A 22,693-nucleotide genomic window follows, 5' to 3' on the forward strand; every position below is an offset into this window, starting at 1 on the left:
TATTGTCTCTCTAATTTCTTATTGCTATTTTTTAATGGCTAAGGGAATATAGAAATCAGTGGTAGTCAACGATTTCTACTTGTGTTGCGCCTTGTTCTGTCCATACGAAGCATAGTCGCCATTGGTTGTTTATGCGAATGCTATGTTGACCTTCTCTACTACCCTTTAGTGGCTCTAATCGATTACCTGGAGGAGCTTTTAAGTCATCTAAGATTACAGCATTATCTAACTGTAATAGTTTACGCTCGGCTACCTTAATAATACTTGACCAATGTTTAGTCTTACCTGTTTCGAAAAGAGCTTGTGTTGCACTACATTTAAAATCAACAATCATAAAATCTTGACAACCTATATTCTGTTTGTAGTGCTAACCAATATGAATCAACTTAATGGGTGTTATTGTATATCGATAAGCGATAAATTACAATTGGTTTATTATTTATGAGCCATTCATCTCGATATCGACCCTTTAAACATTTCACACCCAATAACACGCAAGAGTTTAAGCGAGTGCCTGATTTGAAGCTAGAGAATTGGGTTTAAGTTTGTATCTCTTTTTTCAGATTAAATTATTCATAGATTGAAACGAACGTTAAACGTTATCTCGAAGGAGCGTCTTAGCCCTGACAGTAGTGGATATACTTGCTTGACCGCTGGTTGCGGTGACTTAGCTAGAAGTGGTATCGAGATAACAGGAACATTTCTAGCTATTAGACACCGCTCCAGCGGGCAAGTAAGATAGAAGCGGATGGCAGGATTAGCTTCAAATTAAGTGTTTTCTATTTTTGTGTATCAGAGATATACTCCTCTAACCACTGCAAAAACTCATCACTGGTTGTCGCAACGTTTAAGCGTAAGTGTGTCGAATATTTACCATTTGGGTTAAACAACAGCCCTGGGGCTATGAGCCAGCAGTCATTATGCGCTTTAAGGGCAAGCTTGGCAGTATCACACCCGACATTAATCCAAACAAACATCCCCGCCTGCGTGTGTTCAGGATATTCCAGTCCCATAGCGGTCAGTTTTTGACGTAACTGTTGATGGGCCGTATATAGATGCTGTTGCAGTTTTTTGAGTTGGCGACGGCTCTCGCCATGCGTCCAGAGCTTATGTATCACTCTCTCGCCAAATTCAGGCGTGGTCATATTACTTAACGTTTTTACGCCGATGACATCATCTATGAATTTATCGGGGCAAACTAGCATACCCACCCGCCAACCTGATGCCATGTATTTAGAAAAACCCGTGGCATAAAACACCCGTTCAAACTGATCTAGACTAGAATACCTCAGCGCATTGTCCTCTGGTAATAAGGCGGCGTACAAATCATCTTCAAAGATATAAGCATCGTATTTGTGAATAAGGTTGAGCACTTGATGCAATCGTGCAGGATGCAGATTATAGGACGTTGGATTGTGAAGCACGCTGTTGGTTAAATACATCTTCGGACGATGACGTTCAAATATTTGCGACATTTGTTCAATATCAGGCCCTTGATGATCACGCCTTACGCTCACTACCTTTAAACCTTGTCGCTGTAAGCTACTCGATAGCCAAAACCAACCCGGTTCATCAACAAGTACGGTATCCCCTTCGCTTAACAACACTTGAGAAACTATCAACACGGCTTGAGAAATACCTGCGGTGGTAATGATATTGTCTGATGTCGTTTGCATGCCTAATTGACCCAAGTATTGAACCAGTTGCTGTCTTAAGGGCAGGAAACCTTGTATATCTCCGTAGTCATATATGAATTCATCCGCTTGCTTGGCTATCTGCCGTATTGCCCATTCCATTTTATCATTTCGTACCCACTCCAATGGCAAAACGCCTGAACCAGGGGCTCTATCTAGTGGCGTTTTGCTGAACATTTGTCGTACTAACCACTTGGTATCAATTTCAGGATTCTTATCCACTTCTTTGAACGTAAATTCTGTGACCGCTTCCTCAAAAATCAAGTCATTAACATAATAGCCAGAGCCTTGCTTGGCGGTCAATACATTAGTAGCCACCAATTGCTCATAAGCTTGTGACACTGTAAAGCTTGAAACCTCTAGTAACTTTGCTAATTTTCTGACCGAAGGCACACGCTGATTTGGCTTGTAAACTTGCCATTCAATGCGTTTATTAATCCATTCGATGATGGCTTCTGTTTTGGTCAAGCGTGGATTAAGGCTATAAGTTTCTGACATGACTTTGTCCATATTTATGGCTACGGTTTATAAACTAAGGTTTCATGATTGTGGTTTTAAGAATAGGTTAAATTCAACCTCATTTTTAACGCTCTTTAACTGGTTTTATACATAGCTAAATAGATAGTTAAATTGAACTGTGTTGAACGTTAATCTTAACACTTTATAAGCACTTTTAATAACTGTATTGATACTGTATAGATTATTAATTCATAAAGATTTCTTAAATTATTTTTCTTTAAAAAATTGTCATGATTTATTAATCAGTACACTTTGTTGGCTGTTATTAATTTTGTATAGGTACTGTATTAGCGATAGGTTCTATAGTAGATAACTATATTTGAAATAATAGATGGTCTTGTGTTTGGAACCGATATGACTCTTAAAGATAAGCTATTACTATTAATGGTCGTCCTCGTTTGGGGTGCTAACTTTATGGTAATCCGTTGGGGACTTGAGGATATGCACCCTTTTACTTTCATCTTCTTAAGATTCCTATTTACAGGTATACCATTAGTATTTTTCTTAAAAAAAACCGGATGTTTCTCTAGGTTTTGTTGCTCTTTATGGATTGGCGTTGGGTATTGGTGTTTGGGGTCTGGTATTTTTGGCTGTGTTCAATGGTATGCCATCTGGTATGTCATCATTGATATTACAAACCAGTCCATTTTTAACGATTTTAATCGCTATTATGGTGTTTAAAGAGTCACTAACCAAGCAACAAGCAGTAGGTATCTTTATTGCGTTTATTGGTTTGGTAATGATATGTCTGTTTAAGTCGGACAACTTTAGTTTAGTAAGTTTGTTATTAGTGCTGTTAGCCTCAGTATTTATGACCTTAAGCAACGTGATTATTAAAATTGCGAAACCGCAAGATGTGGTAAGCTTTACGGTGTGGTCAAGTTTATTTATTCCCCTACCCGTTTTGGTATTAGCCGTCATGACTGCAAACTTAACCGATGTTGAGTTTTCATTATTTATACAATTTCCAAGCTTTAAAAGTTGGATGGTTGTATTTTTTGAAGCTTTTATTATCACGATTATAGGGTACTCTATTATGGCTAGATTAATTACCAAACATGGACTTGCCATTGTCACGCCCTATACCTTACTCATACCCATATTTGGTTTGTTTTTTGGCTGGCTAGTTTATGACGAGACGTTATCTCAAATTGAGATTATTGGATCGGTATTTATTATGGTTGGATTGACGATGCTGACGGTTAAGTTTTCAAGGAAGTCGAGGAGGTCTAATAGAGTGATGGCGGAATGAGAATATTCATAAAGATTTAACGGGTAACATGAGTTTTAAAATATATTAATTGAGAACCCTATGAAGCTAGAAATCCATATTATTGATGCCTTTACGGATACCGTTTTTAAAGGCAATTCAGCGGCGGTCGTTGTCCTTGATAAATGGTTAGACGCTACAGTTATGCTAAACATTGCTATCCAAAATAATTTATCAGAAACGGCCTTTTTAGTGAAGTGTGAGGCGGATTTAAATTTAAATATAGAAGAATCGCCTACTTACCATATTCGTTGGTTTTCTCCCATTAAAGAAATAGATTTTTGCGGACATGCGACCTTAGCCTCTGCTTTTTTGCTATTTAGTGAACGACCAGAATTGTCTTCGGTAAAGTTCTATGCCGAAGCAGTTGGCTTATTAACCGTTACCAAACGAACAGACGGTAAGATAGAAATGGACTTTCCCAATCAAAAACCTCAACGGTTAACTAGCCTGCCTCAAGCCCTAGTCGATGGGCTGTCTATTAAACCTGATGAGGTTTATCAAAACCAGCAAGCGTATTTTGTGGTGTACCAAGCTGAGGAAGAGGTGCTTACTGTAGAGCGGAATAATGAAATCTTAGCAACCCTTGCCCCATTTGATGTGGTGGTAACGAGTCTACCAAACTCTAAAGAATACAAACAGTATGACTTCATATCCCGTTATTTTTGGCCTGCAAGCGGTGGCGATGAAGACCCTGTGACAGGTTCAGCTCATACAGGGCTAGCGCCATTATGGGCTGAGCGTTTGGGTAGAGACACCCTACTCGCTTATCAAGCATCAAGTCGTGGCGGTGAACTAACTTGTGAAGTGCGTGGTGATAGAGTGCTAATATCAGGGAATGCAGTACGTTATTTATCTGGGGTTATTGAGGTTTAATTTTTATCATAAGTACCTGAATTATAGATATAGACTTTGAATATAGGTTAACCAATATGATGACAGGATTAGAAGGCAGTGTTTTTGCTTTAGCCGTATTTATACTTATCAACTCCATAACGCCTGGGCCTAATAATTTGATGCTATTGCATGGCGGTATCAAAAAAGGGCTATGGGGCTGTCAGGGTCATTTATTAGGCATAACGTTTGGTGCTGGCGTGATGACGTGGTTAAGCTATTGGGGTATGGCCGCTATCGTCGTTGACCACCCTACCCTTATGTTGGGTATAAAAATATTGGGTACGGTATATCTATTATGGCTAACTTATCAAATGGCGATGAGTGACTTTAGTGCGATGGTCACTGAGGCTTTGAAACTTGAGTCTTCTGAGAATGCGGATGCAAAGATTAAAAAGAAATTTGGAGAACTGCCTCTTACCTTTTGGCAAGCAGCATTCTTTCAATGGTTAAATCCAAAGACTTGGACAATGACGGTCATGCTACCCAGTATTGCACTAATACATACTGCGGATACTGGCCCCAATTACGCATGGTTAACAAATTGGACCTTAATAATATTGTGTATGATCGTAAGTCTACTTTCTATTGCGGTATGGGCGGCTGGCGGGCAATGGTTGCGGCGTTTAGTTCACAATCCTAAGTTAATGAAACTGATTCATATCGTCATAGTGGTAATGACTTTATATTGTGCGGTGGCTTTGTGGATTTAGGGAAGTAGATGTCGTGTTAGGTTAATCAATAACTTTGAGCTTTTATTCTGGCATTCTGGGGGCTTCTTTAAAGAAAAAACGATCTGCTAGTCTAGCAACCATGATTAAAAGCATTATTGAAAACAAGACTCTACCAAAAAGAATGACCCAAATGTCAGCACCAAGTAAAAGCATGAGCAAGGTATCTTCAATCAATGCATGTATAAGTGACAAACAACTTAAAGACATGAATAAGTCTCTTCGCCTAAAATTAACTTCATTCACTTTTTGAATAATTAAGCCACCTCCGTATGAAAGGCCAAGAAGCAAGCCTATTGTTGTCATCGGGGCTAGCTCAGGATTCTGACCTGTTAACCTTAGAAAAGGTTCCAAGCGTCTTGACAGCCATATAATAAAGCCTATGCGCTCTAGAAAATCCATTACGAAGTTAATGGCGGTAATAATAATAAACATCGTAACCATAATTTTGACGGTACTTTGAATCCAGTACAGCCAACTTTCATCGCTTGACACTTCAGGTAGCCATGCGATATTTACCGGTTCTTGCATAATACCAAAGAACTCGAATAAATAATGAGCAACGATACCATAAGTAATCGCAGCAAACAGCCTTAACAGCCCTGTAAAGATGGCACTTGCACCAGCCACTCGAACGACTGCCTGCTCTACTGGCAAAGCATGTACAAATAGCATAGCTGAGCTAAGAATACTCAGTTGTCCAATGGTTAACCCATCAGCAGGTAGTAATGTTGCTAAAACACCGATTCCGCCATAAATATTAGTTAATATGGTCACGGCCCAGATGAGCCCTGCCTCTCCAGGTAACCCCATAACTGACAAAGGTACGGCAAGTATCTTGCTTAGCCAATCTGCAACTCCAACCAAATTCAAAACCCGAGATATAAACATCATCGGGACAGTAATCTTTAATAGAAACCATGTTGTAATTAGAGATTTTTTTATGATAGCTAGAATATAGGACATTTATTGCGACCTGACTTGACATAAACCTGAGAGCTACTATGGTCTTATTACAAGATAGCATTAAGCTTTTTAATACATCATAACATCTCTTAAACAAAATAATTAAAACAGGATGAAAATATGAGAACTCAAAAAACGTTGGGCATCATTGGTGGAATGAGTTGGGAGAGTATGCAAACGTATTATCAACTGATTAATAAAGGTGTTAAAGATGAGCTTGGGGGTCTGCATTCCGCTGATATAATCATACACAGTTTGGACTTTGCCCCTATTGCTGCCCTGCAAGCTAAAGGCGACTGGGAAGCACTATCCGATACACTCATTGATAGTGGACTACGCTTAAAACGTGCTGGGGTGGAAGGATTATTAATAGCAACTAACACAATGCACAAAGTTGCTGAGCAAGTGCAATTAGCAGTCGAGTTACCGTTGATTCACATCGCTGATGCTACATCAAGGGCGATTAAAATTCATGGCTTAGATACTATTGCGCTATTGGGGACTAAATTTACGATGAATAATGAGTTAGCTGAGCCACACTTTTATCAACAACGCCTTATAGATGCAGGATTAACGGTGCTCGTGCCTGAATCAAAGGCACAAGACAACATTCATGACATTATTTATAACGAGCTGTGCCAAGGTCAATTCTTAGCTGAATCTCGCGAGTACTATATTTAGGTAATATATGACTTGGCTAAGCAAGGTGCACAAGGTGTGATTTTAGGCTGTACTGAAATTGGACTATTAATTAAGCCTGAGGATAGTCCAATTCCTGTTTTTGATACGACACAAATTCATGCGGAAGCTGGAGTTGATTTTTTGTTGAATAAAACTTCGTAAAAATGTGAGCAGATTATGACAAACAAACAACATTATATAACTCAATATTCAATATCAAACATTATTAATGACATTCTCAAAGATAAAACCCTTTGCAAAGTCCGAACCGTAACCACTTTCATCAATCTTACGAAAGATATGGACGCATGGGAACATGTGCTTGCTGATGCTATCAGACAATGCAATATCTTAGCCGATGCGTATCACTTGCAAGGATATGAGGTGCAATCCATTCGTATTGTAACTAACCCCTTTGGCGAGTATTTAGATACCAGCACTATTGAATCAGCTATCATTGGTTTAGAGAAAATTACTCAATTATTGAATCAACTAAATCAAGATACTAGTACACTTAATTTACGCATTCGCTTTGCCATCGGTGAAGCCAAAACCGTGCAAGAAATCAAACTACTGCCCCAGCTTATCGCTCAATATGGCGATTTATGCAATGCGTGCGTCAATGTACCAGTCGATGACTTGGGTGTACTTGATAACGAGCTGATCGAACATTGCATCGAGACGGTGCAACACATCGCAAAGATTACCCCACGTGGCGAGGGAAACTTTAACTTTACGGTGAATTTTAATTGCGACGAGTATATCCCCTACTTTCCAGCAAGTTATCATAGCGGACAGACGGATAAAGGGTTTGTGATTGGTCTTGAGACACCAGACTTATTAGTTGCCACCTTAAAGGCAGTAAATGAGCATCATAATAAGCAAGTTCGTAAGGACAATCTAACAGAGAGTATAAGTTATCAACAGCAACGCCAACTTGTCTTTGATGCTATGAGTTATGTTCTGCAATATCATATCGATATCATAAACGAGATAGCGCAAACTAAGTGCTCATATTCAGAAACTACGGATTCAGAGGCTACAGTTTCAGAAGCTACGGATTGGACATACGTTGGTATTGATACTTCAGCAGCACCTTCTAAAGACTGCGCTTCAATGGTTGAGGTGTATAAGCTACTTGGTGTACCATTCTTTGGGGCATCGGGTACGGTTGAAGCCTCTAGCCTGCTGACTCGGGTATTTAAGTCTATCAAAGGTATTAATGCGGTTGGATTTTCAGGTTTGATGTTAGCGGTAACTGAAGATACGGGATTGGCGCAAGGCACAATTAATAATGACTTTGATATTAGGGCATTATTAACCTATAGCGCAGTATGTGGTATAGGACTCGATACCGTCCCTATTGCTGGTGATACGCCAAACGAGAAACTATCGGCATTAATGAGAGATACAGGTACGATGGCGTTTAGACTTAATAAACCCCTAACAGTTCGGGTGTTTCCTGTACCTAATCTGTCTGATGGCGAGATGACTCAGTTTGAAAGCGAGGACTTGTGTAATTGTGCGGTGATGGCGGTGCCTTAATGGTTTAATTATTTGTCAATAATCTAACTAAGTAACCTATATATATAAGTAACCTTAATAACCTATTGCCTAGCCTTCGCTATAACCGTGAGAGCGTTTTAGCCCTGATAGAAGCGGTATACTGCTCGTTCAGGCGGGTGCGGTGACTTAGTTTTGGAGTGGCTACGCTGGCAAGAGACGCTCCAAACTTTAGTCACTGCCCCGCCTGACGAGGAGATATAGCTGAAAGCAGGATTGGCTACACAACCCTTGCCCTAAACCTTATCCTGAATTCGGGTTCATTAAATGGTGAATCATTCTCAACGGATTCTGTCCAAAAAACTCGACCATAAGTTCAAAAATATCAGGATATGCGTCTTGTAATAATGTAGGTCGCTCAAAGAAGACCTCACTCAACACCGCAAAAAATTCGGCAGGATTAGTCGCACCATAACTATTTATACCAGCTTTAGGATGCCGTTTAAAATCCTCAAATCCGTTTTGCATTATTTGAGTCCATTCGCTAGGGTTCATTCCTGATTGCATAGGTGGAAAACCGTTGGCACGACCGTTTAGCATGTCAAGCTTATGCACGAATTCATGAATTACTACGTTATTTCCATCGAGTTCCCCCGCTTGCTTGACCTCCCTCCATGACAGAATAACGGGACCCCGTAGCCATGCCTCACCACTACGATGTTGATGACCTTCGTGCACAATACCAAACTCATCTGTAGTAGTGTTCTTACTGGTATAGGAGCGTGGATAGATGATGACGGATGACCACCCTTTATACCATTCAAGACCTAAATTTAGAATTGGCAAGCAGGCTTGCAATGCGATTGATTGACGCATGGTGTCAGTGACCTCAAAGTCTTGAACTCCTTGGATAGACTTATGGTGTAAAAACAAAGTCGCCAGTTCAAATAAGCGCTCTAGCTCATTTTCGCTGAGTCTATCAAGTATGGGAAGTTGCTTTGCTATTTGTTGCCAGTCTGCCTGTTTATAGGGGCTGTTATCTATGATGCGCTGTTCGTGCCAGTCTTTTATTTTATCAAACATGATTTCATACCCTGCCTTGTACTGTCATAAAGCGGTCTCAGCTGAGATGTCATCTAACCAACCACCAGTCGCATTAACTGAGTACTAACATACCCCCCAACTGTACCCACTGCGTAGCCTAAAATACCTAGAAATACACCAACTGGGGCTAAAGACGGGTGAAAGGCTGTTGCTACAATAGGTGCTGAGGAAGCTCCGCCCGTATTGGCGTTGGAACCGACCGCTAAGAAGAAAAATGGCGCTCGAATGAGTCTGGCAACCATAAATATAATTGCGACATGAATACTCATCCATAATAAGCCAATTAACAATAATCGCCACTGTGATACTAATCCATTCAGATTAATCTGCATGCCAATAGCGGCAATGAGTACAAAAATAAAGACAGTGCCAATCTTTGAGGCACCTATATGATCCAAGCGTCGAATCTTGGTAAATGAAAATCCCACCCCTATTAAGGTAATGATAACCACCATCCAAAAAAATGAACTGGCAAAGCTATATTGAACCGCCCATGCGTAAGGGGAGAAATAATTGGCGATTTGCCCTCCAATAAAGTGAGCGAGACCGACCATCGCAAAGCACAGTCCAAACATTACCATTAAGTCATTGAGGCTGGCAGGTCGTGCGTTTTCTTTCTCGTAACTTTCAACAGCAGCCACTACTTTATCTATGCTATCGGTATCCGCTTTTAAAAAGCGATCAATTTTAGCACTATGTTTGGCCATAATTAGAATTGCCAGTAGCCACAATGAGGCATTGGTAGTGTCAACCAATATCATCATGCCAAATAAGTCATCACTGACGCCAAACAACTCTTTCATAGCCGCTTGGTTAGCAGCACCGCCAATCCAACTACCTGCCACCGCTGAAAATCCTCGCCATAAGGTATCATCCATAAACATCTCTGGTGATAACCATTTAGCAATGCCGAGACTAATAGGCCCACTAATGATAATGGCGACACTGGCAGCGAAAAACATGGCTATTGCTTTCCAACCTAATCCTAAAATTTTTGGCACATCCATCGATAGTGTCATCAGCAGTAAGCTGGCGGGTAATAAATAAGTAGCGGTAAAGCCATAAATTTGCGAACCAATGCCTGCAGCAAATACGCCAAGACTGTTCAAAATAGCAGGGATGAAACAGCACAATACGATACCAGGTAGCACGGCATAAAATCGTCGCCAAAACTTACTAGGCAGACCTTGGGTATAAAAGATAAGTCCGATAATTGCCATTATGATACCAAACGCTAGGGGTAAGCTTTCTATGGCTAAAGTTGAGCTTTTAAGCATCAGATGGCTCCAAACGTTATCAAAATTTAGCGAGTATAAATAACCATTTGCTAGGGTGCAACCAATCAATACGTTTTCTATAGCCTCTTTTTACTGGCTATTATAAGTATGAACGATCTCATCATAAGACTGATAAAACGGTCAGTACTGCAGAATGTTATTAAATCAATACTAATAGTTGGCTTATTTAAATACGCCACACAAATCGATGACTACCAGAAGTATTTAGCGTAAAATGGTCAAAAGTATTTACCTCATATTGTCCAGTCTATGAATATAGTTGTCTTTAAAATCCATTAACCTTAAAAATCATAAATAATAAACCATCAATAATAAGGATAATATAATGAAAGTAGCCATTAGCGTTGGCATAGAGTACGCTCTAAATTGCGATTACTCACTATACCCTCTTGTTGATATTGCCACGACCGACTTTACCGATATGGCTGCCATTGTTGTGACGATGGAAGACTTACCTGCCACTCATGCTGAAATCATCTATACCGGTTTTACTATCCCTATTTTTGTGGTAATAAAGTATGGCGATAGTATACCTGACGAATGGCTGCCCCATGTGTATGGTGTTTTAGAATTGGCTGATGACCAAAAATACTATAACGGACAACTGATTAACGCTGCCGCCGCGCATTATATAGACACCTTAGACCCACCATTCTTCCAAGCACTGCGTGAATATACCGATTATGGCAATGCGGCCTTTGACTGCCCAGGACATCAAGGCGGACAGTTTTTTAGGCGTCATCCGTCTGGTAAGCGTTTTTTTAAATATTTCGGTGAGACATTATTCCGTGCAGACTCTTGTAATGCTGATGTTGGTTTGGGTGATTTGCTAATACATGAAGGCCCAGCTTATCAAGCTCAGGCACATGCAGCGAAGGTGTTTAATGCGGATAAAACTTATTTTGTACTAAATGGAACTTCCTCTTCAAATAAAGTAGCCATCGGTGCTTTGGTTGCCCATGGTGATTTGGTATTATTTGATCGCAATAATCACAAGTCTGTTTATCAAAGTGCTCTATCGATGAGTGGTGGTACGGCTATTTATCTTGAAACGGATCGTAATGCTTATGGTTTGATAGGGGGAATAGCAGCACATTGCTTCGATGAAAAAGAAATTCGAGCGAGAGTGAAAGAAGTAGCACCAGAAAAAGCCGATGCCAAACGGCCTTTTCGAGTGGCGGTTATTCAGTTAGGTACGTATGATGGTACGATTTATAACGCCCGTCAAGTCGTTGATAAAATAGGTCATCTTTGTGACTACATTGTTTTTGACAGTGCGTGGGTGGGGTATGAGCAGTTTATTCCTATGATGCGAGATTGCTCCCCATTATTACTTGAGTTAACCCAAGAAGATCCCGGTATCATTGTCACTCAGTCCGTTCATAAGCAACAAGCTGGCTTCTCACAAGCCTCCCAAATTCATAAAAAAGACAATCATATCAGTGGTCAGAGCCGCTATGTCAATCATAAACGATTCAACAATTCGTTTATGATGCACGTTTCAACCAGCCCGTTTTATCCATTATTTGCCTCTTTAGATGTTAATGCAAAAATGCACGAAGGCAAAGCCGGTCAACGCATGTGGCATGAGTGTGTGGTTGGGGGTATTGAGGCTCGTAAAATGTTGCTAGATACGTGTACCCTCATTAAGCCATTTGTGCCACCAACTATCGATGGTAAGCTTTGGCAAGACTACGATACCGAAACGATTGCAACAGATATTCGCTTCTTTGAGTTTAAAGCTGGTGAACGTTGGCATGATTTCGAACAATATGCCGATAATCAGTATTTTATTGACCCCTGCAAATTACTATTGACGACCCCTGGTATTGACATACAAACTGGTAAGTACGAAGAAACAGGCGTCCCTGCGCCGCTGTTAGCGCACTACTTACGTGAAAGTTCAGTGGTCCCTGAAAAGGCTGACTTAAACTCTATATTGTTTCTACTAACTCCTGCTGAAACCTTAGCCAAATTTCAACATTTGGTCGCACGTATCGTACGCTTTGAAACCCATATTAAAGCTAATAGTCCTGTTACCGAGGTTTTACCTTCGCTAGCAAGAGCCTATCCTCAATATCGTGGCTTAAGTATTAATGAGCTGTGCCAGCGTCTGCATGACTTTTATGCCAAGCATCAGTTGAATAAATTACAACAGCAAATGTTTGAACAAAAGCACTTCCCTAAATTTTCAATGCGTGCCTTTGATGCTCACAATGCTTTCATACGCAACGATATTGAACTGGTGCCATTAAGTCATATTAAGGGTCGTATTGCTATGGAAGGCGCACTACCTTATCCACCGGGTGTTTATTGTATTGTGCCGGGAGAAGTCTGGGGCGGCGCAGTACTGGACTATTTCCTTGCACTGCAAGAGGGTGTGAACACTTTACCGGGGTTCGAACCAGAGGTTCAAGGCGTATATTGGGAGTACGACACTCAAGGTCGCAAACAAGCGTGGGCATATGTACTTAAAGATGAGAGTATAGATACAAGTGGTTTACCTAAACCTATCAAAAATATTGAAGAAGATCCTGAGATCGATAAAGACGTCTTTTTAAACAAACAAGATGCTCTAACACCGTTTGGGCATATTTGATTAAAAAAGGAATAGATTGTCATTAAATATGAAGTATTTTTAAGATAACAGCGACATTTTGGCAACTATACAGCTATTTAGAACCTATAAAATATCATTTGTTATAAATGCGGAGATGGCCTGCTATAAACGTTATATTTATTCATACGGTAAACCAGAAAAGGCAATCAACATTGATTGCCTTTTCTGGTTTACCGTTACTTTTTTTAGGTTAATGGTGTACATCTATGTACTTATGTACTAGTATATAAGTACAATTATCATTGTATATCTCTACTTTATAAATTAATATTTTAATTTTCCAAAGTCACTTTTTAAGGTCACTTTATGAACGATTCATCCTACGAGACATTATTAAAACATTTAGCTAAGACAGACCAGCCGAATCAAATTAAAGCATTATTCACAGCATTGTTGACCGATAAGGAACAGCAAGACATCGCCAATCGCATTAGAATTTTTGACTTGCTAGATCAAGGGGTTACTCAACGCGAGATATCACAACGTCTAGGAGTGGGTATTGCAACGGTTTCGCGCGGCGCTAAAACCATTCAACACAATGATGTTAGTGAATTGCTTAAGACCTTACGTGAGACGGGTAATAGTTCACAATAGAGAAATAGAAAATTAGAGAATTGTACTTGGTTTTTAACTACAGATTCAACCAAGAGTCCAACGACTCGTTCTTCAACTCATTCAATAACTGCTTTAGCCACGGATTATTTATGACCACACACTCTCATAAAGATACGCCCTCTCCTATACAAATCCCCAGTAAGCCAGTACGTATCAAATTAACCGAAGATATTAATTTTTTTGAACTTTTTAAACGTATAGAAGCCGAATTCGAGACTTGCTATTTACTGGAGTCTTTAGGTGCAGAAAGCCATATGTCACGTCATCATGCCATTGGTTTTGCGCCAGCCATGACCATTGCAGCGCCCGACCGCCATACTCTCAGGATTGCCAATAATACCACAGGGGTTATTACAGATTATAAGACAGATAATCCTTATCAATTGCTGCGTGAAATTACCCCTCAGCACGTCATTGCACGTGATCAAACCGGCGGTTTAGTCGGGTATTTGGGCTATGATAGTGTCAACTTTTTCGAGCCGAGTCTGAATGCTAAAGCAAGTGAACATTTTGAAGTCTTTAAATTTGGTGTTTATTTAGATGGACTAACGCTAGATAAAATGACGGGTGAGATTTTCTATTTCTACTACCCCACCGAGCAGCAGAACAATCGCATTGACATAGTAAAAGAATTTCTAAAAGCGGAAACGCCCACTTACACTGCCCCCTCAGTTGAGTTTGTTGGCGATGGTATGAGCCGTGAGGCGCATGCCAAAGCGGTTATGCAGGTTAAAGAAGATATTATTTCAGGACGTATCTTCCAATGTGAGGTTGGTTTTAAATCCAATTATAAAATAGTTGGAGATCATATCCCAATTTATCAGAAACTACGCCAAGTAAACCCATCACCGCACATGTATTATTTAAAGTTTGGTAGCCAGCGTATTATTGGTGCTTCTCCTGAGCTGTTGTTTAGATTACGTCAAGGTGAAATGGAGACGTACCCTTTAGCAGGGACAGCAAAACGTGGTAAAGATGAAGTAGAAGACCGTCAACTGGCACGAACCCTATTAAATGATCAAAAAGAGATTGCTGAGCATAACATGCTTGTTGATTTGCATCGCAATGACATCGGACGTGTGGCTAGGTTTGGCACAGTGAAAGTACGCAGCCTCATGGACATAAAACGCTTCTCGCATGTACAGCATATTTCATCAGAAATAGTAGGCATATTGCATCCAGATGAGGATATGTTTAGCGCTTTGGCAAGTAACTTTCCCGCGGGCACTTTATCTGGCGCACCAAAAATTGAAGCCATCAAGGTTATTAATGAGCTAGAACCAGATGGCAGAGGTGCTTATGGCGGAGCATTAGGCTCATTTAATTTTAATGGTGACTGCATTTTTGCTATCCCGATTCGCAGCCTGTTTATTAATGGCGAGTCTGCTTACGCTCAAACCTGTGGTGGTAATGTCTATGATTCCAATCCAGAAGATGAGTATTTAGAGATTCAACGTAAATTGTCTGCTATGAAGGTAGTGCTCGATAGCTTTATGTAAATAATTTGGGAATGCAAACAATGAATGTATTAATAATAGACAACTACGACTCATTTACCTTTAATTTATACCAATATGTTGGCGAGATATTGCAGACTGAAATGGATAAAGATGAGGTTAAAAACAATGTTACCGTTAAACGTAATAATGAAGTTAGCTTAAAAGATATTAAAGATCAAAATTACGATCGTATTATCATATCTCCCGGCCCTGGTTCGCCTGATGATCCTGTTTATTTCGGTATCTGTGCCGAGGTTATTCGTGAGTTTGGCCCGACTATACCTCTGCTTGGGGTTTGCTTAGGTATGCAAGGCATAGCCCATGTTTTTGGAGGAGATGTTGTTTTAGCAAGCATACCTATGCACGGTAAAACCTCGCCTATTTTTCATAACGAGCTTGGTGTATATCAGGGATTACCCCAAGATATTGAAATTATGCGTTATCATTCCCTCATGGTAAAAGCTGAGACCTTACCGCATTGCTTAGAGGTCACCGCAGTAGTTGATAATACAGATAACCGAGATTTGAGTTTAGACGCACGGGCAAAATCTGGGGATGAAATTATGGGGTTACGCCATAAGCAATATCCTATACAAGGTGTGCAATTTCATCCTGAATCTTTTGCGACTGAAGGGGCAAAACGCTTACTAAGCAATTTTTTAAATCAGATATAAGCTGATTTTCTAAGCAAACATTAATCTTGCTGCTAATATAATGCTAGTAATATAAATAGCTATTTACAAATAGTCAGCGAACTTATAAGTTGCGAGGGTGTTAACTTCACTTATCCTACAATGGTAGTAACTTCATTCAGTTGCCCTGTATCGATTTTAAGTGCTTTGGCTACCCTCAACATGCTAAAAAGGGTTGGTAGAATCAACTACCAACCCTTTTTTAAAAAGTAGCGGTTAAAGGTAGGTTATTAAGAAGGAAAGTATTTAATTATTTAAATAACCCACTTAAGCCACAACTTTATTAATTTGAGCATTTCTGCTGTTTATTGACACTATTTATAAGTATGAATGGTATGAATTGATGTGTATTCAGCCAGTCCCTCCTTGCCAAATTCAACCCCAAAACCCGAGTCTTTCACACCACCAAATGGCGCAATAGGTAGTACTGCAGTTTGCTGGGTTAATAACATCAAAATGCTATGATGTTTCGACTAAGTTTCCGTTGATAACTAATTTAAAGTCTTTCATATTATTTATCCTTATTAGAATTAGTAATTATTTATAACTCATGATTCATTAATTTAAGTTTATCAAAAATCAACGTTATTAAATTTATCTGAATGTTTAATCCGATTTGAATCGGTACTTTTATAGTATTTGAAAATATCACGACCTGTAAATTTAACTTTTTAAAATATCAGTAACAACATTAACATAAATTTGTGAATTTAGGAGTTTATCAGTGAGTACTGTTCCGAGCAATAGCATGAGTTTCAGCGATTACTTTAAACCTAGACAAATATAGGAATTTCAAATGAACGCTAAATTGATACCAAATTTATCACTGATATTAATATTATTTAACGAAGGTTTAATGACAAGATATTTTTTTTCAACCAATTAAGTTTTTAATTTGCACTATAATTTTAAATATCAATTGTCTATACAAAATATAATTTTTACACATAATATTTGGTTATAATGATCAAAATATTTATCTATAAGTATGCATTTCGAAGCAAAGTTTCAATCTATAAATCTGGAATAATTTTAAATGATTAGTTTATTTGATATGTTCAAAATTGGTATTGGTCCATCCAGCTCACATACTATGGGTCCGATGATCGCTGCTGGCTTATTTCTTGAGGAGTTAGATCAGCAATTAGGGCTGCATAATATTAGACGAATACAAGTAGATTTATTTGGATCCTTAGCTTCTACAGGCAAAGGTCATGCGACAGATACCGCTTGTATATTAGGTCTATTAGGTTTTAAAGCCAACACCATTGACAGCAATAAAGTGCCAGACTATCTTGCACCAGTGCTAAATAGCAACCAGCTTAATTTGGATCATAAGAATATAATTGCTTTTGACTATGACACTGATATCGTATGGCATCCTCAAACCAGCTTACCACATCATCCAAATGGTCTAAGCTTTAGTGGTTACGACAGTGGCGGTAAAAGCTTAAGTAAAACCTACTATTCAATTGGTGGCGGCTTTGTAGCGACAGAAGAGGAGTTTGAGACGCCCTTAGTTGAATGCTATAAAGAAGAAACAAACTCACATCAAGCGGATAGTGTCGCCATTACCAGTGATTCAACCGTACCCTACCCCTTTGCCAATGCAAATGAGTTGCTCTCTCTATGTGCAAAAAATAATCTGACAATTAGTCAAATTATGATGGCCAATGAGCTCTCTATTCGTGATGAAAATACCATCAATAGCTATTTAGATGATGTCTGGGAAGTGATGCAACAATGTGTTAAAAATGGCTGTCAAGGACAAGGAGTTCTGCCAGGCGGTTTAAAAGTGAAACGTCGGGCAAAAACGCTGTATGAGCAACTAATGCGTGAGCTTGAAAACCCGCTTCACCATACAGATAAACTGATGGCGATGGACTGGGTAGATTTATTTGCATTAGCGGTCAATGAAGAAAATGCCAACGGCGGACGTGTCGTTACCGCACCTACGAATGGCGCGGCTGGTATTATTCCTGCCGTACTACATTATTACCGTGACTTTTTGCAAAGTTATAGCCCCCAAGGAGTAAGGGAGTTCTTATTAACCGCAGCCGCCATTGGGACAATCATCAAACAAAATGCATCAATATCAGGTGCGGAGGTAGGCTGCCAAGGTGAGGTAGGTTCAGCCTGTGCCATGGCCGCCGCTGGTCTAGCGCATGTGATGGGTTTATCTCCAGCACAATGTACTAATGCCGCAGAAATTGGTATTGAGCATAATTTGGGATTAACCTGTGACCCAATTGGCGGGTTGGTTCAAATTCCTTGTATTGAACGTAATGCAATGGGCGCAGTCAAAGCGATTAATGCCGCAAGGCTGGCAAGCCGTGGAGATGGCGAGCATCATGTATCACTAGATAAAGCCATTGCTACAATGAAGGCAACGGGTGCTGATATGATGGACAAATATAAAGAAACGGCAATGGGTGGACTAGCTGTTCACGCTTTTAATCCTGAACAAGGACGAGAAAAAGGGTCACGTATCGATGTGGTTGAAGTTGCCGTAGGCTATCCTCAATGTTAAATAGCACCTTAACGTTAAATAGCAACTTGCACTTTAATGTTGACAGTCATCTTAATCCCCCCTACTCTTTCATAAAAATAATTTAGCAGTATTTAACCCACTGAGCTTACGATATTTTGTGCAGGTATTTGTTCCTAGTTTTTTTGATTTGGTATCAGAGTCATGTTATGTGCAGATACTATCCTAAGGCTCAGTAATTTAAGTATAGTCAGCGAACTACTAAACGGTTACGGCGTTAACCTCGTTAAGCCTACTCCATTAGTACTTGCACTCGGTTGCCTTGTAACCATTTTAGACTTCCGTGACTATAATGTAAGAGCGTTATTTACTTCACTTTAATTAATTCAGCAAAAAAAACCAGATTAATAAATCTGGTCTTTTTTTGTTTCTAGTACTTTCATCTAATATTTATGACGGTTTATGACGGCCTATAACTAGCCGTTGCTACTGCGACGTGCTGGACGACCTTCGCTTGAGCCTGAACGTGATGGGCCACCACGACGATTACCTGAAGGCTTACCTGCACCGCCGCCTGCACCAGCAGGTTTGTTGCCACCAAAGCGACGACCTGCTCCTGCACCAGCTGGCTTGCTGTCTGAATTACCACTACGACCGCCTTCGCTATTTGAAGTCTTGCCACGATAGCCACCGCCGCCGTTACCACCACGACGGTTACCTGACCCTGAACCACCACGGCGATTACCACCACGACCATTCTTAGAAGCAGCACCAACCTTCATATCTTTGGTGTTTTTCTTAGGTTCCATACCTTCGATTTCTAAAATAGGCATAGTACGTTTTAAATAACGGTTAATAGCTTCTAACTGTGGACGATCGTCAATGCTACAAATGTTGATAGCGATACCGGTACGGCCAGCACGGCCACTACGACCGATACGATGCACGTAGTCTTCAGTTTGACGTGGTAAGTCATAGTTAAATACGTGGGTAATACCACTAACATCGATACCACGAGCGGCTACATCAGTAGCGACTAAAATAGTAATCTTACCTGCTTTCACATCATTAATAATACGGGTACGCTTGGCTTGTGGTAAATCACCGTGTAAAAAGCTGGCTTTATGGCCTTGTTCTTTTAGGCTTTTAGCTAAGGTTTCACAGCTACGCTTGGTTGCTGCGAATACAATCGCTTGATTGACATCTTTTTCAGTGAGAAGTTTATCAAGGATACGGTTTTTATGATTAAAATCATCTGCATAATATACAGATTCATCAATGTGAGCCGTTTCAACTTTAATAGCGATGCGTTCAGGGTTGTTAGTGAAACTAGCAGCAATCTTACCTACTGGTCCGTCCCATGTAGCAGATGACATAATGGTTTGGCGTGTTTTAGGCGCCGCTTTCATTACTTTTTCGATATCATCAGCAAAGCCCATGTCAAGCATGCGATCGGCTTCATCAAGAATTAGAATATCTAATTGTGATAAATCAATTCGACCAGAGTTCATGTGATCAATAAAACGACCTGGTGTCGCAATAATAACCTGAACACCTTTATTTAACGCACGGATTTGACCACCATAAGGTGCGCCGCCCACTAAGGGTACACTGAAGATATTACGTGTTTTTGAGCTGTATTGACGTACACTATCACTGACTTGGTTAGCTAGCTCACGCGTTGGGGTTAAGATAACAGTATGTACAACTTGATTGGTCGCTTTATCACGGATGATTTTATCAAGCATAGGCAATACAAACGCAGCAGTTTTACCACTACCCGTCTGTGCAGATAGCAACAAGTCACGACCAGCCATTGCTGGCGGGATAGCTTGGGCTTGAATAGGTGTTGGCATTTCATAACCGCTAGCCGTTAACGCATCTATTAGCTCAGGGGCTAATTCTAAGTCAACAAAGCTTAAATCGTCATCAGTTTTGATAACGCCAGTAGGCTCATCGGTATTGGCAGTATCTAAAGAGTTGTTAAGAGCGTTGTCTAAAGGATTGTATAAATTTGACATAAATGTGTGTCCATTTAATCACTGACACTATAATATTTTGCCAATGCTGAAGGCAAAAAGTGAACAGTTAGAAGTTTAGGGCACAACACAGATAAGCGTTATTTAAAATGTACATCCGATGTACAAACTAAAAACGTATTTTGGTGGTTGTTACCGTGAAATTATTAGCTATAAAACACTGTTTAATCTTTTAAATTATTAATTAATACAAAGTGTTAAAGAAATAGCTAATAGCAAAATCATCGGCAACAATTTTAAATGGTGTCTTCTCCAGACGACAATTGCGGGCGATGTTATCAATCAGCAAGGCGCATAGTATAACACAACTATTTTAAATAGGTGTTTTATTTTCAACCATTTAGAATAGTATTCTCTATTATTAACGATTAATGTGACAGTTTCATGAACTACAAAGGGTCAGTTATCTATTGATATCTAACCTATTTAATACATTAAGGATTGCTCTTTTTTACCCAACTGTTTGACGAGCTAGTTAGTCTACTACCCATTTAAGAAAATAGTAAAAATGTAGTAAATTATCTTTTTAAACTTTAAATAAAGAATTTTAAAGTTATGCAATTTAAAAAATGAGGATTATGACTTTAGGTTTTATTTAAGCGTTACTTATTTAGCAGGGACAAAATATAGTTAGTCGTTATAGCAACAACAAAGAACAAAATTAGAGCTGTCAAAAGGTATGCACTATATTCAGAGAGCGGATAATCCCTAATCATATATCCCACTACTGACGTTAACAGGACCAAAGTCAACGCCTTAGTCGTATCACTACCGCGACGAGCTGTGGTAGCGACTATACCAATTACAATGATTACGAGATACCATATGAGATTAAAACTTAACACTTTCGCAGTTCGCTAATTACTTATATGAATGATTTATTTACTTAGTTATTGGACGTAGCTCCAATTCAACTGCCCTTTTTACCGCTGGACGGCTCGCTATTTGCTTAGCCCATCGCTGTAAATACGTATAACTTTGCACCCCTAAGAACGTTCCAGCGTTGTCATACAGCTCATCAAGCGCCAAACGTCCATACCAAGGCCAGATAATCATATCGGCAATCGAGTACAACCCGTTCCCATTACCCAATATATATTCGTTTTTCTTAAGATGTTTATCCAAGACATCCAATTGGCGCTTAGTTTCCATAGTAAATCTATCAATGGGGTACTGCATCGGATATGGTGCGTAGTTATAAAAGTGACCAAATCCGCCGCCAACATAAGGTGCGCTTCCCATTTGCCACATAACCCAGCTTAAGCAAGTGGCTCGTTTTATAGGATTATCGGTCGCTAAAGGAATAAACGTTTCAAATTTCTCAGCCAAGTACATCATTATTGCACCAGACTCGAAGATACTCACTGGGGCATCGTGATTGGTATAATCTACCAAAGCGGGAATTTTAGAGTTTGGGTTAATTTCGACAAAATCTGAGCCAAATTGATCGCCTTCCATGATATCTATCTTGAAGGCATCATACTGCGCTCCTTTAATGCCTAATTCAGCTAATTCTTCAAGCAAGATATTTATCTTGACACCATTGGGTGTGTTTAATGAGTATAACTGTAGAGGGTTATCGCCTTTTGGCAGGGTTTGTTGCTGTCTTGCACCCGCCGTTGGTTTATTGGTATTAGCAAACTTACCGCCATTGCCTTCAACGGGTTGCCATACTTTTGGCGGAGTATAGTCGGTGTTGTTAGTAGTGGTCTGATTGGCTGACTCATTAGTAGAAGTATTATTCATAATTTATCCTAGTTTTTCTGATTGTTTTTTATTAAGCCTTTACACAAGATTTAGGTGGGTGGCGAAGGGTAATCATCTATATGCGCTGGCTTTACGTAGTTCCAGAGACGCTATAAATAATCTCTAGTCGCCCATAAATACATTAAATTATCACTGTTGCGTAAATCCTATGTTTATTAATTATCGCCACTATATATAGGATGATAGTCTATCAATACATGAAATAAAGTACAGTTTGTTAAATTAATTGTTTTGAATAGTTAGTAAGTTCATTAGCTAAAATTCCATTACTTTATTAACTCATTTTGACAGGATGGATATAAGGTCAATAAAC

General features: G+C 39.6%; 17 protein-coding genes and 3 pseudogenes. 12 read left to right on the forward strand and 8 right to left on the reverse strand.

Annotated elements, in window-relative coordinates; translation table 11 throughout:
- Positions 1–55: 55 nt before the first annotated feature.
- Positions 56–334 (reverse strand): type II toxin-antitoxin system RelE/ParE family toxin, encoded by a 279-nt coding sequence (locus AC2SLL_RS06235; protein ID WP_486530825.1) that lies wholly within the window; start codon positions 332–334, stop codon positions 56–58.
- A gap of 445 nt (positions 335–779) precedes the next feature.
- On the reverse strand, positions 780–2,192 hold the full coding sequence (locus AC2SLL_RS06240; protein WP_486530826.1) for an aminotransferase-like domain-containing protein: 1,413 nt from the start codon (positions 2,190–2,192) through the stop codon (positions 780–782).
- Between the two features lie 435 nt (positions 2,193–2,627).
- On the opposite strand from AC2SLL_RS06240, the pseudogene AC2SLL_RS06245 reads away from it, so the two are divergent.
- The 5 genes and pseudogenes from AC2SLL_RS06245 to AC2SLL_RS06265 form a co-directional block, all read left to right on the forward strand.
- Positions 2,628–2,780, forward strand: a pseudogene (locus tag AC2SLL_RS06245) (hypothetical protein); the annotation flags it as partial.
- A pseudogene (locus AC2SLL_RS06250) lies at positions 2,752–2,946 on the forward strand (EamA family transporter); the annotation flags it as partial. The pseudogenes AC2SLL_RS06245 and AC2SLL_RS06250, both read left to right, overlap by 29 nt.
- Positions 2,947–2,952: 6 nt before the next feature.
- Positions 2,953–3,465, forward strand: coding sequence for an EamA family transporter (locus tag AC2SLL_RS06255; protein ID WP_486530943.1), 513 nt, complete (start codon positions 2,953–2,955; stop codon positions 3,463–3,465).
- Positions 3,466–3,525: 60 nt separating this feature from the next.
- A complete protein-coding gene (locus AC2SLL_RS06260; protein ID WP_486530827.1) occupies positions 3,526–4,359 on the forward strand; it encodes a PhzF family phenazine biosynthesis protein in 834 nt (277 codons plus the stop codon).
- 56 nt (positions 4,360–4,415) lie between these two features.
- Positions 4,416–5,090 carry a LysE family translocator gene (locus AC2SLL_RS06265; protein ID WP_486530828.1) on the forward strand — a complete coding sequence of 225 codons (675 nt, stop codon included), beginning with the start codon at positions 4,416–4,418 and terminating at the stop codon, positions 5,088–5,090.
- Between the two features lie 42 nt (positions 5,091–5,132).
- Here AC2SLL_RS06265 and AC2SLL_RS06270 read toward each other — a convergent pair whose 3' ends face one another.
- Positions 5,133–6,074, reverse strand: a complete 942-nt coding sequence (locus AC2SLL_RS06270; RefSeq protein WP_486530829.1) for a hypothetical protein — start codon at positions 6,072–6,074, stop codon at positions 5,133–5,135.
- A gap of 120 nt (positions 6,075–6,194) precedes the next feature.
- Here AC2SLL_RS06270 and AC2SLL_RS06275 point away from each other — a divergent pair.
- Both AC2SLL_RS06275 and AC2SLL_RS06280 read left to right on the forward strand, forming a co-directional pair.
- Positions 6,195–6,917, forward strand: a pseudogene (locus AC2SLL_RS06275) (aspartate/glutamate racemase family protein).
- A 15-nt stretch (positions 6,918–6,932) separates the two neighbouring features.
- Positions 6,933–8,300 carry a DUF711 family protein gene (locus tag AC2SLL_RS06280; protein ID WP_486530830.1) on the forward strand — a complete coding sequence of 456 codons (1,368 nt, stop codon included), beginning with the start codon at positions 6,933–6,935 and terminating at the stop codon, positions 8,298–8,300.
- Positions 8,301–8,561: 261 nt separating this feature from the next.
- Here the strand turns inward: AC2SLL_RS06280 and AC2SLL_RS06285 are convergent, their stop codons facing one another.
- Both AC2SLL_RS06285 and AC2SLL_RS06290 read right to left on the reverse strand, forming a co-directional pair.
- A complete protein-coding gene (locus tag AC2SLL_RS06285; RefSeq protein WP_486530831.1) occupies positions 8,562–9,341 on the reverse strand; it encodes a M90 family metallopeptidase in 780 nt (259 codons plus the stop codon).
- 53 nt (positions 9,342–9,394) lie between these two features.
- The gene (locus AC2SLL_RS06290) at positions 9,395–10,639 is read right to left on the reverse strand and encodes a DUF819 family protein (RefSeq protein ID WP_486530832.1); all 1,245 of its coding nucleotides are present in this window, start codon (positions 10,637–10,639) and stop codon (positions 9,395–9,397) included.
- 346 nt (positions 10,640–10,985) lie between these two features.
- On the opposite strand from AC2SLL_RS06290, the gene AC2SLL_RS06295 reads away from it, so the two are divergent.
- From AC2SLL_RS06295 to AC2SLL_RS06310, 4 genes are all read left to right on the forward strand, one after another.
- Entirely contained in the window at positions 10,986–13,259 is a 2,274-nt protein-coding gene (locus AC2SLL_RS06295; protein ID WP_486530833.1) for an ornithine decarboxylase, read from the forward strand.
- A gap of 327 nt (positions 13,260–13,586) precedes the next feature.
- Positions 13,587–13,874 (forward strand): trp operon repressor, encoded by a 288-nt coding sequence (gene trpR / locus AC2SLL_RS06300; RefSeq protein ID WP_486530834.1) that lies wholly within the window; start codon positions 13,587–13,589, stop codon positions 13,872–13,874.
- Positions 13,875–13,984: 110 nt separating this feature from the next.
- The gene (locus tag AC2SLL_RS06305) at positions 13,985–15,394 is read left to right on the forward strand and encodes an anthranilate synthase component I family protein (RefSeq protein ID WP_486530835.1); all 1,410 of its coding nucleotides are present in this window, start codon (positions 13,985–13,987) and stop codon (positions 15,392–15,394) included.
- Between the two features lie 20 nt (positions 15,395–15,414).
- Positions 15,415–16,068, forward strand: coding sequence for an anthranilate synthase component II (locus tag AC2SLL_RS06310; RefSeq protein WP_486530836.1), 654 nt, complete (start codon positions 15,415–15,417; stop codon positions 16,066–16,068).
- A gap of 332 nt (positions 16,069–16,400) precedes the next feature.
- Here AC2SLL_RS06310 and AC2SLL_RS06315 read toward each other — a convergent pair whose 3' ends face one another.
- Positions 16,401–16,538, reverse strand: coding sequence for an aldehyde dehydrogenase family protein (locus AC2SLL_RS06315; protein ID WP_486530837.1), 138 nt, complete (start codon positions 16,536–16,538; stop codon positions 16,401–16,403).
- A gap of 584 nt (positions 16,539–17,122) precedes the next feature.
- Here AC2SLL_RS06315 and AC2SLL_RS06320 point away from each other — a divergent pair.
- Entirely contained in the window at positions 17,123–18,616 is a 1,494-nt protein-coding gene (locus AC2SLL_RS06320; RefSeq protein WP_486530838.1) for an L-serine ammonia-lyase, read from the forward strand.
- A gap of 434 nt (positions 18,617–19,050) precedes the next feature.
- Here the strand turns inward: AC2SLL_RS06320 and csdA are convergent, their stop codons facing one another.
- Positions 19,051–20,595 (reverse strand): DEAD/DEAH box helicase CsdA, encoded by a 1,545-nt coding sequence (gene csdA / locus AC2SLL_RS06325; RefSeq protein WP_486530839.1) that lies wholly within the window; start codon positions 20,593–20,595, stop codon positions 19,051–19,053.
- Positions 20,596–21,495: 900 nt separating this feature from the next.
- Complete coding sequence (gene yghU, locus AC2SLL_RS06330; RefSeq protein ID WP_486530840.1) at positions 21,496–22,359, reverse strand: glutathione-dependent disulfide-bond oxidoreductase; 864 nt, start codon at positions 22,357–22,359, stop codon at positions 21,496–21,498.
- Positions 22,360–22,693: the final 334 nt, after the last annotated feature.

Source organism: Psychrobacter sp. CX97 (assembly GCF_057396285.1).

Coding starts and splice junctions, on each gene's coding strand:
- AC2SLL_RS06235 (WP_486530825.1), bottom strand. CDS start 334: ATGATTGTTGATTTTAAATGTAGTGCAACACAAGCTCTTTTCGAAACA.
- AC2SLL_RS06240 (WP_486530826.1), bottom strand. CDS start 2,192: ATGTCAGAAACTTATAGCCTTAATCCACGCTTGACCAAAACAGAAGCC.
- AC2SLL_RS06255 (WP_486530943.1), top strand. CDS start 2,953: ATGATATGTCTGTTTAAGTCGGACAACTTTAGTTTAGTAAGTTTGTTA.
- AC2SLL_RS06260 (WP_486530827.1), top strand. CDS start 3,526: ATGAAGCTAGAAATCCATATTATTGATGCCTTTACGGATACCGTTTTT.
- AC2SLL_RS06265 (WP_486530828.1), top strand. CDS start 4,416: ATGATGACAGGATTAGAAGGCAGTGTTTTTGCTTTAGCCGTATTTATA.
- AC2SLL_RS06270 (WP_486530829.1), bottom strand. CDS start 6,074: ATGTCCTATATTCTAGCTATCATAAAAAAATCTCTAATTACAACATGG.
- AC2SLL_RS06280 (WP_486530830.1), top strand. CDS start 6,933: ATGACAAACAAACAACATTATATAACTCAATATTCAATATCAAACATT.
- AC2SLL_RS06285 (WP_486530831.1), bottom strand. CDS start 9,341: ATGTTTGATAAAATAAAAGACTGGCACGAACAGCGCATCATAGATAAC.
- AC2SLL_RS06290 (WP_486530832.1), bottom strand. CDS start 10,639: ATGCTTAAAAGCTCAACTTTAGCCATAGAAAGCTTACCCCTAGCGTTT.
- AC2SLL_RS06295 (WP_486530833.1), top strand. CDS start 10,986: ATGAAAGTAGCCATTAGCGTTGGCATAGAGTACGCTCTAAATTGCGAT.
- trpR (WP_486530834.1), top strand. CDS start 13,587: ATGAACGATTCATCCTACGAGACATTATTAAAACATTTAGCTAAGACA.
- AC2SLL_RS06305 (WP_486530835.1), top strand. CDS start 13,985: ATGACCACACACTCTCATAAAGATACGCCCTCTCCTATACAAATCCCC.
- AC2SLL_RS06310 (WP_486530836.1), top strand. CDS start 15,415: ATGAATGTATTAATAATAGACAACTACGACTCATTTACCTTTAATTTA.
- AC2SLL_RS06315 (WP_486530837.1), bottom strand. CDS start 16,538: ATGTTATTAACCCAGCAAACTGCAGTACTACCTATTGCGCCATTTGGT.
- AC2SLL_RS06320 (WP_486530838.1), top strand. CDS start 17,123: ATGATTAGTTTATTTGATATGTTCAAAATTGGTATTGGTCCATCCAGC.
- csdA (WP_486530839.1), bottom strand. CDS start 20,595: ATGTCAAATTTATACAATCCTTTAGACAACGCTCTTAACAACTCTTTA.
- yghU (WP_486530840.1), bottom strand. CDS start 22,359: ATGAATAATACTTCTACTAATGAGTCAGCCAATCAGACCACTACTAAC.